The sequence below is a fragment of the Gemmatimonadaceae bacterium genome, assembly GCA_035606695.1.
Lineage (GTDB): Bacteria > Gemmatimonadota > Gemmatimonadetes > Gemmatimonadales > Gemmatimonadaceae > JAQBQB01.
Map to the genome: position 1 here is coordinate 1 of DATNEW010000023.1, position 12,327 is coordinate 12,327.

The 12,327-nt window shown below is 65.1% G+C and carries 9 protein-coding genes; 2 read left to right on the forward strand and 7 right to left on the reverse strand.

All coding sequences use genetic code 11. The annotated features are described in order from the left end of the window. The 6 genes from VN706_09820 to VN706_09845 all read right to left on the reverse strand — a co-directional run. The coding region (locus tag VN706_09820; protein HXT15912.1) for a prepilin-type N-terminal cleavage/methylation domain-containing protein at nucleotides 1–205 on the reverse strand (205 nt) is incomplete at its 3' end. 125 nt (nucleotides 206–330) lie between these two features. Then, nucleotides 331–2,142 carry a tetratricopeptide repeat protein gene (locus tag VN706_09825; GenBank protein ID HXT15913.1) on the reverse strand — a complete coding sequence of 604 codons (1,812 nt, stop codon included), beginning with the start codon at nucleotides 2,140–2,142 and terminating at the stop codon, nucleotides 331–333. Beyond that, nucleotides 2,139–2,924 (reverse strand): glycosyltransferase family 2 protein, encoded by a 786-nt coding sequence (locus tag VN706_09830; protein HXT15914.1) that lies wholly within the window; start codon nucleotides 2,922–2,924, stop codon nucleotides 2,139–2,141. The genes VN706_09825 and VN706_09830 overlap by 4 nt, the downstream gene beginning before the upstream one ends. After that, entirely contained in the window at nucleotides 2,921–4,519 is a 1,599-nt protein-coding gene (locus VN706_09835) for a hypothetical protein (protein HXT15915.1), read from the reverse strand. Before VN706_09835 ends, VN706_09830 begins: the two co-directional genes overlap by 4 nt. Continuing rightward, entirely contained in the window at nucleotides 4,516–5,889 is a 1,374-nt protein-coding gene (locus VN706_09840) for a sigma-54 dependent transcriptional regulator (GenBank protein ID HXT15916.1), read from the reverse strand. Before VN706_09840 ends, VN706_09835 begins: the two co-directional genes overlap by 4 nt. Continuing rightward, nucleotides 5,886–7,583 carry an ATP-binding protein gene (locus VN706_09845; protein HXT15917.1) on the reverse strand — a complete coding sequence of 566 codons (1,698 nt, stop codon included), beginning with the start codon at nucleotides 7,581–7,583 and terminating at the stop codon, nucleotides 5,886–5,888. The genes VN706_09840 and VN706_09845 overlap by 4 nt, the downstream gene beginning before the upstream one ends. 143 nt (nucleotides 7,584–7,726) lie before the next feature. Between VN706_09845 and arfB the strand changes: the two genes are divergently transcribed. Next, nucleotides 7,727–8,173, forward strand: coding sequence for an alternative ribosome rescue aminoacyl-tRNA hydrolase ArfB (gene arfB, locus VN706_09850; protein HXT15918.1), 447 nt, complete (start codon nucleotides 7,727–7,729; stop codon nucleotides 8,171–8,173). A 27-nt stretch (nucleotides 8,174–8,200) separates the two neighbouring features. Here the strand turns inward: arfB and VN706_09855 are convergent, their stop codons facing one another. Then, complete coding sequence (locus VN706_09855) at nucleotides 8,201–8,860, reverse strand: hypothetical protein (protein HXT15919.1); 660 nt, start codon at nucleotides 8,858–8,860, stop codon at nucleotides 8,201–8,203. A gap of 276 nt (nucleotides 8,861–9,136) precedes the next feature. Between VN706_09855 and VN706_09860 the strand changes: the two genes are divergently transcribed. Beyond that, nucleotides 9,137–12,319 carry a hypothetical protein gene (locus VN706_09860; GenBank protein HXT15920.1) on the forward strand — a complete coding sequence of 1,061 codons (3,183 nt, stop codon included), beginning with the start codon at nucleotides 9,137–9,139 and terminating at the stop codon, nucleotides 12,317–12,319. Nucleotides 12,320–12,327: the final 8 nt, after the last annotated feature.

Below are 12,327 nucleotides of genomic sequence, written 5' to 3' on the forward strand. Positions count from 1 at the left end.
TGATCGTCGCCGTGTACTTCGACGAATCCGAGAAGAACGCCTCTTCGGCCGTCACGAGGTTACGCAGATCCGACTTCATGGCGGTGATGTACGCCTTCGACTTCGTGTTCGCGAACTTCGGGATCGCGATCGCGGCCAGAATGCCGATGATCACGACGACGATCAGGAGCTCGATGAGCGTGAAACCCTTGCGGAGCTTGAGCATGTGTGGAGTCCCGTGAAGTAGGGGAGAAAGGGGCGTTGGTGGGAAGTATCGGCCGCCATTAAGGCAACGCCCGGACCGAACTGCACTAAACATCATAACTAGCAATGCAACAAGGACTTACAGTGTCAGCGCTGGCCGGAATTGGACGGATTCGATACCGCCTTTTGCACTGTCTGTGGCACTTTGCTAGGGACACCGACTAATGTCAGCGGACGATTCGCCACCCCGTTGTTCGCAATCCCTTTGTGCTCCGCCCCGCCCCTGGCCTCCGCGGCCTTCGACGAATCCGCAAGATGACGGATCGACTCGGCGGCCTTCACGCTGCCCCCCGCCTTGATGACGTCCCACGACGCCGCCTTCGCGTCGTCGTAGCGGCCCACGTTCAGCAAGCACACGGCGAGCGCGGTGTGGCCCAACGGAAAGGTCGGTTGGATTTTTTGAGCAAACTGGTATAACGGGATCGCCGGCTCGCACGCGCCGACCTGGCGATACTGCTCCGCCAGGTTGTACGACAGGAAAGGATCCAACGGGAACAGCGCGATCGCCTTGCGATATTCCTGCTCGCCAAGCCGCTTTCGCTTCTGCTCGAAATCCCACGCCGCGAGCATGTAGTGCGCGCGGTACGATCGAGGCGAATCCTGCACCGCGTGGTTGAAGAGCGTCTCGTTGTTGTACCACACGCGCGTGCGCAGCGTGCTGCGAACGCCGCCCGCCACAATCGCCGCGACGAGCGCAAGCTGCGCGGCGCGCACGACGCGCACGTCGAACCTGTTCGTCGCGATGAGACGTTCCCGTACCGCCACCAGCACGCCACCCAGCGCGAGCATCGCGCCCACGCTCGGCAGAAACAGCGTGCGCTCGGCGAGCACGATACCCGCGGGCAGAATGAAGTTGCTGGCCGGCAAGAGCGCGGCGCAGATGACACCAATGCCGAATGAAATTGCGGGACGCCGCCGGTGCAGCATGACGGCCAATGCGAGAATTCCAACGAGCAGCAGGAGCCCCGGCAGCTGCGTGATGCTCACGCCCTGCGCGATGTCGATCTCCGGCGGCCCGTACTCGGAGGAGAGATGCGCCGGCCAATAGAACAACCGCACCCACTCCGGGACGACGCCGATCGCCGTGAGCACTCGCTGAAACGCCGTGGTGTGCAGCGTGGCGAACGGCATGAACGGCTGGAATCCCGACAGGTCGTGATCGGACAGCACGTGCGCGCGAATGCCGATGTAGGCGAGGGCGAACGCCGTCATCGCGAGATAGAACGGCCGAAGCGCCGCGACGCGCTCGCGCCACGGGCGACGCTCCGCGATCACGGTGAGCTCCGCCAGCCCAAGTATCGCCGGCAGCACCACGCCATTCTCCTTGGAGAAGCATGCGCCGAGATACAGCGCGATGACCGCGAAGGCCGTGCGCGTGCGCAGCGCGCCGCGCTGCCGATCGCGGATGTAGATCACGATGGCGGGAATGGTGAACAGCGCGACGAGCAGCTCGCTCTGACCGACGACATTCCCTACCGCCTCGACGTGCACCGGATGCACTGCGAACAGCGCCGCCGCGACCCACGCCGCCCATCCCGGCAGGAGCTGCCGCGCGAGCCACAACACCATCACCGAGACCGCGGCGTATAACAAAATGTTCGCCACGTGAAACGGCAGGGGAATTCCGTGGCCGATCGCCGACTCGAGCTTGAACATCAGAATGGTCAACGGACGATAGCCGTCGCCGCCCCAGTCCTTGGGCCAGTACGACGAGGCGAACACGCGCCACCACTGGTGCAGCCCGTGCGAGAACGGATTCAACTCGATGATGTAGCGGTCGTCGTAGGTGAAGAAGTTCACGACGCCGATCGCCGACGACGCCATCGCGAGCAGCGCGATCGCGATGCCCGCCCGTCCCGGCGCTCCGACACCCCGTCGACCCGTCGCCAGATTCATCATGAGAAAAGATTGAACTTCGTGATGTGCCAGAACGCGGCGATCCCGTCCTTCCAGCCGATCTTCTTCCCCTCGGCGTACGTGCGGCCGGAGTAGCTGATCGGCACCTCGAAGATCCGCGCGCCCGCGTGCGCCAACCGCGCGGTGATCTCCGGCTCGAAGCCGAATCGATTGGCGGTGAGCTTCGGGAGGAGCGAGCGCGCCAGCTCACCGCGCATGGCCTTGTAGCACGTTTCCATATCGGTGAGGTTGAGATTCGTCAGCATGTTGCTGTAGGTCGTCAACCAGGAATTGCCGACCGAGTGCCAGTAGTACAGCACGCGGTGTGGTCCGCCGAGGAAGCGCGAGCCGAAGCAGGCGTCGGCGCGTCCGTCGAGGATGGGCTCGAGCAGCACGGGCCAATCATCGGGATCGTACTCGAGATCGGCGTCCTGCACGATGACGATGTCGCCGGTGCTCATCGAGAGCGCCTGGCGAATGGCCGCGCCCTTCCCGCGATTCTCCGGCTGGCGATGAAGCTTGTCGATTCGCCTCTGCGCGAGCAGCGTCTCGAGAATCTGTTGCGTGCCGTCCGTCGAAAAATCGTCGACGCAAATGATCTCGAGGTGCAGGGGCGTATCGCGCACCTGGTCGACGATCAGATCGATCGTGTCACGCTCGTTGTAGACCGGAATCAACACCGAGAGGCGGATGTTGTTGGGGTCCATCGGCGTGCGCGGACGAAGCCGCGAGCGCGCGGGATCGTCGAGCGGAGAACGGTTCGGCGGCATGGAGGACGAGGTCATCGAACGAGCGACGAGTAAATCAGGCCGTGCGGCACACTGTCCCGTTTCGCCAGCACCGGCGGTGCGGCGGCGGCCATGGCGCGCGCCGCTGCCTCGAGCGAATCGTTCGCGACGATCGCGACGACGCCCACGGGATACGCGACAAGTATCGACCGCAGCGCCGCCTCGGCCGAGCGTGCCGTGGCGGGCGTAAAGTAGTCCGCCACCGAGAAGCTCGTGGCCGGCACCGCGGCCCGGCCGGTGTACAGGTAGATGGTCGCCTCCGCATTGCTCGAGACAACGTCGGAGGGCTTGGTGTAGGCTTGGACCCACATCAGGCTCGGTCCCACGAGCCCCGCGGTTTGGCGCGGAATCGCGGACCACCAGCGGCCGCGGTAGCCGCGGACGTTGTACGTCGCGTAGCCCGCCAAGACGATGATCCCGGCCGACGCAACGCCGAGCCGCGCGCGCGGCAGCGACCACGCGTCGCGCGCGGCGCATGCGACGACCAACACGATCAACGGCCACACGCCCCACACGAAGCGCGCGGGTGTGAAGGGCCAGAGCAGCACGATCGATAGGTACGCGGCGATGAACGCGACGAGCACGGGCGAGCTCCGGCGCAACCGCCACAGTCCGAAGGCGAACGCGACAACCACGACCGTGGCAACGGCGACGCGCAACGCGATCGCCGGCAATCCCGCGGCGCTCACGCCGGCGATCATCGCGAACAATTCGCGGCTCGTTCCGGCCACCGTTCGTGCGGCGAGCGCGAACCATCCGTCGTGCGCCCCGGCGCTCAACCAGCCGGCGTACGATTCATAGTCGCCGCGCATGGCGACGGGAACGCCGCCGCGATGCGCGCGAACCCACAGCTGCCACGGCAATACCGTCGCGAGTGAGGTCGCCGCAACGATCGCGAGCGTGCGCCACCGACTGCGCCACGCGAGGACCGCACCGAGTCCGACGACGAACGCCACGCCGTGCGAGCGCACGAGCATGAGCATGCCCGCGAGCAGCCCGACAACGACCGCGTCGCGCGTCGACGAATCGTCATCCACGACACGCTCGGCCAGCCAGAGCGCGGGAATGAGGAGCGCCAGAAAGAACATCTCCGACATCACGACGGTGCTGAGCACCAGCGTGGGAACGGCGAGCGCGCCGGCGAGGACCACCGCGCACGCGGCTCGCGCCGAAAAGTTCAGTCGCCGCCGCGCGAAATGGGTGAGCGTCGCCGCGGCCAGCGCGAGGAGCAACGCATTCACGAACTTGAATGCGATGACGTTTTCCGGAAACGACGGCACGAGGCGCCACACGAGCGCCAGGAGCGCCGGATACCCCGGCGGAAAGTGCGTGGCCGCCGGCGCGCCGGGAACGTTGATCCACCGATAGCCGTGGCCGGTTGCCAGCGCCTTGGCGAGCAGCACGTACATCGCGTCATCGTGCACGGCCCCGACCGGCACGCCGTCCATGGCGAACACGCCAACGAGCAGCACCAGGGCGCCCGTGAGGACTGGCAGCAACACCGGCCAATCCGCGACGCGGTCGGCCAACCGCTCGCCGGTCAGCGCGTGTCGCGGCGCGGCGACGCCGCTCACGCCGTCGACACCGCTCATGCCTCGACTCCGTAGCGCGAGAGCTTGCGGTAGAGCGTCGACGGGTCGATGCCCAGCACTTCGGCGGCGCGCGATTTGTTGCCGCTTTCGCTCTGGAGGACCCACATGATGTACGCCCGCTCCACGGCCTCGAGCGTCGGATTCGGCGGCGTGCGCGTCGAGACCAGCGGCTCGGCGCGGCGCTCGGTGATGCGCTCCGGCAGCGCGGACGGGCGGATTTCCTCCTCCGGCGTCAGGATTATAGAACGCTCAAGAGCATTCTCTAATTCCCGGACGTTGCCCGGCCACGCGTACTCGACGAGCTGCTCCAGCGCCTCGTCGGCGATCCGCTTCGGCGCCTCGTTGCGCGCCGCCGCGATGCGGTGCAGAAAATGTTCGGCCAGGAGCGGAATGTCGTCCCGGCGCTGCCGCAGCGGCGGCAGATGCAGCGCGATGACGTTGAGCCGGTAATAGAGATCGCTGCGGAAATTGCCGGCGCGAATCTCTTCGTCCAGATCGCGGTTCGTCGCCGCGACGACGCGCGTGTCCACCGGCACCGCTTCCGTCGAGCCGACCGGAATCACTTCCCGATGCTGCAGAGCGCGCAACAGCTTCACCTGCGTCGCCGGCGTCGTTTCACCGATTTCGTCCAGGAAGAAAGTGCCTTTCGACGACGCGCCGAACAGACCGATCTTGTCGCGCACCGCGCCCGTGAACGAGCCCTTGGTGTGGCCGAACAATTCGCTCTCGAGCAGACTCTCCGGAAGCGCGCCGCAGTTGATCGACAGAAACGGCCCCTCGGAACGCGCCGACAGCTCGTGGATGTAGCGCGCGATCACCTCCTTACCAGTGCCCGACTCGCCTTGCAGGAGCACGGTCGAATCAGTCGGCGCGACGGTCTCGACGAGCCGCAGAATGTCGAGCCACGACTTGCTCGTCCCCACGGGACGAGTCAGGCCGTTTCGCTCGGCACGCTTGATCGCCTGCTTGAGCGACTTGTTCTCGACGCGAAGCTTGCGGTGCTCCGACGCGCGCTTGAGGATCGCGACCAGCTCGTCGTTGCGGAACGGTTTCTGGATGTAATAGAAGGCGCCTTCGTTCACCGCCTGCATGGCCGATTGCAGCGTCGCTTGCGCCGTCATGAGAATGACCGGCACGTCGGGATCGGCGGAGCGCGCGGCGGCGAGGATCTCGACCCCGGTCACGTTCGGCATGCGGATGTCGGTGAGCACGATGTCGGGCCGAATCTCGCCAATACGATCGAGGCCCGCGCGTCCACCATGCGCGAGATGCGGTGTGAAGCCCTCGTTCCGCAGGAGAATGTTGAGCGAATCGAGAATGCCCGTCTCGTCGTCCACGACGAGCACGCTCGGTTTGACGGCGTCGGTCATGAGAGGCTCCCTGCGGGAATGCCGGCGGGCTGCGTACGCGGCAGCACCACGGTGAATCGGGTGCCGCGCGCGCTGCTGTCGACGAAGACCAGGCCGCGGTGCGCCTCGATGGCGCGGTGCACGACGGCGAGCCCCAGCCCGCTGCCGTTTGCTTTCGTGGTGAAGAACGGATCGAACATGCGATCGCGAATGTCCGTCGGAATGCCGGAGCCCGCGTCGCTGACGCGGAGCGAGACGGCATCGCCGTCGAACGGATTGGCGAGCGTGAGCGAGTCGGCGCTGCCGCGCGACACTTCGATGCGCACTTCGCTGCGCGGCGGCGCGGCCTGCACGGCGTTCAGCGCGAGGTTGAACACCGCGCGGTGCAGCAGATCCTCATCGCCTTCGATCTCGAGCCGGTCGTCCTGCGGCACGACGCACGTCACGGTGACGGACGCGTCGCGGTCGGGATGGGTCGAGACGAGACTCGCCGCACCCTGCGCGACGGACGCGAGATCGACCGGCCGCACGCGCGCCACGTGCACGCGCGCGAAATCGAGAAACTCCGACAACAAGCGCGACAGGCGATCGGATTCGCGCATCACCAACACCGTGAGCGTTTTCTGATCGTCGCCCACGCTCGGCATGCGCGAGATCTGCTCCACCGCGCTGCGAATGGACGCCAGCGGATTCTTGATCTCGTGCGCGAGCGACGCGCTCAGCTCCGCGATGCCTTCCAGCCGTTGGGCGCGGAGACGCAGCGCGTCCATGCGCTTTTGATCCGAGATGTCCTGGAAGATCGCGGTGGCGGTGCGGCCCGCGCCCGTATCGTCGTGTTCCGTATAGGTCGTTGTAACGCCGATCGGATACCGTTTTGACACCGTCGAGATGACCGCTTCGCCGCGCGTCGTTCGCTGCTTGGTCTTCGCCGCACGCACGACCGCTTCTGCCAGCTCCGGCGCGACGCCCCCAATGGTGGAAACGATGGGCTCGCCGAAGTGATCGATCAGATCGACGCCCAGCAGGTGCTCGGCCATCGGGTTGGCGTAGAGCAGCCGGCCTTCGACGTCCACCGTGACGACGCCGCTTCGAATGTTGCGCAGAATGTCTTCGGCCTGGAGCGCGGACTGCTCGAGCGCGGCGACGAGCAGGTCCTTGCCTTCCCCGCTCTCCTTGAGTTGCGCCGACAGGTAGCGGATGCCGAGTGCGACGAGGGCGAACACGCTGAGCTGAAGCCAGACGGCGGGCTCGACCCCCTGCGGCGTGCGGAAAAACAGCACGACGTCGGCGAAGTACAGCACGAGCGACAGCGCCGCGATGAGGAGACCGCCGCCCATGGGCAGCAGCAGCGACGCGGTGGCGATCACGAGGATGTAGACCGCGGAGAACGGCGACGTGTTGCCGCCCGTCACGTGAATCACGGCGGTCACGAGCAGGACGTCGAACGCCGCCTGGGCGTACAGGAACGTGGGGCCGAGCCGCTTTCGATATATTTCGGCGTATCCCGCGGAGATTACCGTCATGACCGTGGACAACGCGAAGGCGAGCGACGCGACCAGCGTCTGGCTGGCATCGACAGCCGTCCAGTTCCCGACCGCGGCGATGAAGATCGCGCTGGCGAGGCACAGACGTCCGATGAAGACCCAGCGGAGGAAACGCCGCGGGTCGAGAATTGCCTTCAGGGCGGGCGCCGACGGTCGTGAAGGGAGTCGCACGAGAGAGGTAGGGAGAGTCGCAAACTGCGAGAACTCGGCGACATCGAAGAGTCTTGCATTCTGCTAGGAAAAGGACGAGGTCTGGGGAGCACGGTCACGCCTCGGGACATCATCGCGACAGTGCCTCGCACCGGACCCAGATCGTGGAGACCGTGCCGATGGATGAGACGACCTTCCTGAACGTCAGCCCCGCGCTGGCCATTCCTCGCTCAGAGCTTCAATACCGCGCGTCGCGGGCGGGCGGGCCCGGAGGCCAGCATGTGAACACTTCGTCGACGCGCATCGAGCTGCTGTGGGACCTGAACGCGTCGCGGGCGGTGACCGACGACGAGCGGGAGCGGCTCCGCCACCGCCTGGCCGCGCGGCTCGATTCGGACGGAATGGTGCGCGTGGTGGCCAGCGATCGCCGGAGCCAGGGCCAGAATCGCCAGGCGGCCGACGAGCGGCTGGCGGCGCTCATCAAGCACGCGCTGCACGTTCCGAAGAAGCGGAAGCCGACCAAGCCGACGCGCGCCGCCAAGGAGCGGCGGATCAGCGAGAAGAAAAAGCTGTCGGAGAAGAAGAAGAACCGGCGGGTCGAGCTGGACTAGTCGGAACCGAGAGCTCCTTCGCTTCACTCAGGATGACAGATCTGTTCCGACGTGCCGCTGCTTGAGCGTCGCGAGCGCATCTCGCGCGTTTTCGGCCGCCGGAGAGCCCGGATATTTGTCGATCAGCTTCCGTAGCTCGACGAGTGCCTTGCCGGGTTCGTTGAGCGGGCCGGTATAGAGATCGGTCAGGCGATTGGTGACGTACACGAACTGCCCGGCCGTGACGGCGGGAATGCGCTGCGCCTCGCGAAACAGCTCGGCCGCGCGAACGAAGTTGCGCTTGTCACGCGCGTAGAGCTCCGCCGCTTTCACGCGCGGGTCGAACTCGTCCGGCTTCTCGGCGATCACCGCCTCGAACGACTCGAGCGCTTCGTCGGTCTTGCCTTGCATGACGAGTGCTTGCTGATACGAGTACTGCTCCACGTACGGCGTGCTCGTGCCGTCGACCATGAAGCGCTTGTAGGTGTCGCCGGCGGCGTTGCTCAGGCCAATCGCGAACCACCCGGTGCCGATGCCCGCGACGATCGCGGCGAGCAGGGCGATCAGCATGCCGAGGCCCTCGTACATCAGCACGCCGAGGATGAGGCCAAATGAGATGAGGCAGTACGGGGCGACGCGAACGAGGGCTGCGCCTTCCGGCCCATATCGGTCCATCACCGTCGGCTTGTATTCCTTTGGTTCAGCCATGGTCCGGGTGCAGGGAAGTCGCGGGGTGGCGTGTCAATGCTAAGGATCGGGCGGTCCGGCGTTACCGGCGAGACACGATCGAACGAAGGACGGCTAATTCCGCCGAATGTATCGAGATGCGGCGAACCCAACTGCACCTTGACGGGATTCTCGGGCTAGCTAGTCCTTCATCTTGAAGGGGCACGTCCCTTGCCCGCCAAGCGAGGGTCGGTCCTGACCAGTCTGGTCGAAGGACCCGAAAGACTTTTTGCTGCGGCTTGGGCCGCGGGACAATACATGGCTCGACTTCGTTTGCGCTGGGCAGCCGCCTTGGCTTCGCTCACGCCGCTGCTGCTGTTGGGCGTTTCCACGAGCGTCGGCGCGCAAGGGTACTTCGGACGCAACAAGGTCCAGTACGAGAACTTCGACTGGAAGATCCTCAAGTCCGAGCACTTCGACAACTTCTTCTATCCCGCGGAATCCGTGATGGTGCACGACGCGGGACGGATGGCCGAGCGATGGTACTCGCGTCACTCGGACACGTTCCGGCATGCGTTCGATCGCAAGGAGCTCGTCTTCTATGCGGATCAGCCGGACTTCCAGCAAACGAACGTCATCTCGGAGCAGCTCGAGGAAGGCACGGGCGGCGTCACCGAGTCGAATCGCACGCGCGTGATCATGCCCTTCACGGGCTATTACAAGGATGAGGATCACGTGCTCGGCCACGAGCTGGTGCACGTGTTCCAGTACAACATCGCGGAAGGCACGCCGGGCGGCGGCTTGATGCGGCTGGACGCGCTGCCGCTCTGGCTGATCGAGGGCATGGCCGAATACTTCTCGCTCGGCCGCAACGATCCGCTCACCGCGCTGTGGATGCGCGACGCGGTGATGCGCGACAAGTTCCCGACGATCAAGCAGCTGACGACGGATCCGCGCTTCTTCCCGTATCGCTACGGGCAAGCGTTGTGGGCGTATGTGGGCGGACGCTGGGGCGATCGCGCGATCGTCGAGGTGTATCGGACCGCGCTCCGTCTGGGCTGGGATCAGGCGCTCGTGCGCGTGCTTGGCGAGAATCAGGATTCGCTTTCGAAGGACTGGGCGGCGGCCAACAAGGCGATGTATCTGCCTCAGCTGGCGGGCCGCACGCATCCGGATTCGACGGGAACGACGCTGATCGGCAACGCGAAGGGCGGGCCCGGCTACAACCTGTCGCCGACCATCAGCCCGGACGGCAAGTTGTTCGCGTTCTTCTCGAGCAAGAAGAACCTCTTCGGCATCGACCTGCTCGTGGGCGACGCGCAGACCGGGCGGATCATCAAGACGTTGGGCGGGCCGCAGAGCGACTCGCACTTCGACGCCATCAGCTGGACGCAGTCGGCCGGCGACTGGTCGCCGGACAGCAAGCACTTTGCGTTCATCGTGTATGCGGAGGGCAATCAGGAGATCGCGATTCTGAACACGCAGTCGACGAACGTCGAGCGGCGTATCAAGCTGCCGGGGATCGGCTCGGTGATGCACATCTCGTGGTCGCCGGACGGCAAGTCGCTCGTCTTCACCGGCCAGGCGGGCGGCATTAGCGATCTTTATTTATTGGACTTAAATGCCGGTACGGTGCGGCAGCTCACGAACGACAAGTACGCCGACTATCAGCCGACGTTCTCGCCGGACGGCAAGACGATCGCGTTCTCGACCGATCGTGGTCCGGAGACCGACTTCGACAAGCTGCAGGATTCGCAGCTCCAGCTGGCGACGTACGACCTCGCGACGGGGCGGATCTCGGTCTTCTCGCCGTTCGCGCACGGCAAGCATCTCAATCCGCAGTTCTCGCCCGACGGAAAGGACCTGTTCTTCATCTCGGATCAGGACGGGTTCCCGGACGTCTACCGGTTGAACCTCGAGTCCAAGGAAGTCTTCCGCGTGACGCACGTCGCAACGGGCGTCAACGGATTGACGACGTATTCCCCGTGTCTCTCCGTCTCACGGACGACGGGACGCATGCTGTTCAACACGTTCTACGATCAGGGCAACGAGATTCGGGCGCTCGACGCTTCGCAGACGGTCGGCACGCCGGTCGTCGCGGCGTCGGTGGCTGAAGGCTCCATGCTGCCGCCGCCGCAGGTCACGCGCAGTCTCGTCACTGGCTATCTCGCCGACGCGACGTCCGGTTTGCCGAGTGGCAGTGACTTCACCGTCGAGCCGTATCACTCGTCGTTCTCGCTCGACGCCATCGGCCAGCCGAGCCTGGGCGTGGTGGCCGGTGGTCCGTTCGGCACCGGTGTGGCGGGCGGCGTGTCGATGATCTTCGGCGATCAGTTGAGCGACCGGCAGATCTTTGCGGCCATTCAGGCGAACGGCACGGTGAAGGACATCGGCGGCGCGCTCCAGTACTACAACATGAAGAAGCGATGGAACTGGGGCGTCGGACTCGAACACGTTCCGTATCTCACGGGCGGCGTCTATCTCACGGACACGACGCTCGATGCCGGTGGAGGGAATAGCGTCGCGGGGTACAACGTCAACCAGTTGCTGCAACGCATTTACATCGATCAAGCCGCGATCTTCACGCAGTATCCCTTCTCGACGACGCGACGATTCGAGTTCACGGCGAACGTGACGCACTACGGCTTCGACACGGAGCTCTTCCAAACCGTGTTCGTGGGCAACACGATCGTCGACGAGCGAACGACGACGCTCCAGAACCAGTACAAACCGGTGCTGTTCGCCGAACCGTCGGTGGCGCTGGTCGGTGACAACGCGTTCGACGCATTCACGTCGCCCGTGCAGGGCGAACGATTCCGATTGCAGTACACGCCGACCTTCGGGTCGGTGACCTATCAAACCGCGTTGGCCGACTATCGGCGATACTTGTTCTTCCGGCCGTTCACGCTCGCGTTCCGCGGGCTGTCGCTCGGTCGATACGGCAGCGGCGCCGAAGACGTGAACACGACGTGGCCGATTTATCTCGGTGAAGAAACGCTGATGCGCGGGTACGGCTACGGCTCGTTCACGAGCGACGAGTGCAGCAGCAGCACCGCCGGGACGCCCGCGAACAACGCGAACACACAGGGTTGCCCGGCGTTCGAGCGGTTGTTCGGCAGCAAGGTCGCCGTCGTGAACACGGAGTTCCGCATTCCGCTGTTCGGCGTCGAAGGCTTCGGTCTCGTGAACTTCCCGTTCCTGCCGACTGAAGTGTCGCCGTTCTTCGATGCCGGCGTGTCGTACACGAATGCGCAGAGTCCGGACTTCCGCTTCTCGTCGTCGGGCGACAAGCCGGTCTCATGTCCGGTGGCCGCGTCGAGCGCGCAGGCGCAGGCGCAGTCGTTCTATCCCTGCGCCGATCGCATTCCGGTGTTCAGCACCGGCGTGTCGTTCCGGTTCAACTTGATGGGGTACGCGATCATGGAAGCGTACGCGGCGCATCCGTTCCAGAGACCCAAGAAAAATTGGGTTTGGGGAGTCCAGTTGGCGCCGGGATGGTAGTCGGCGCG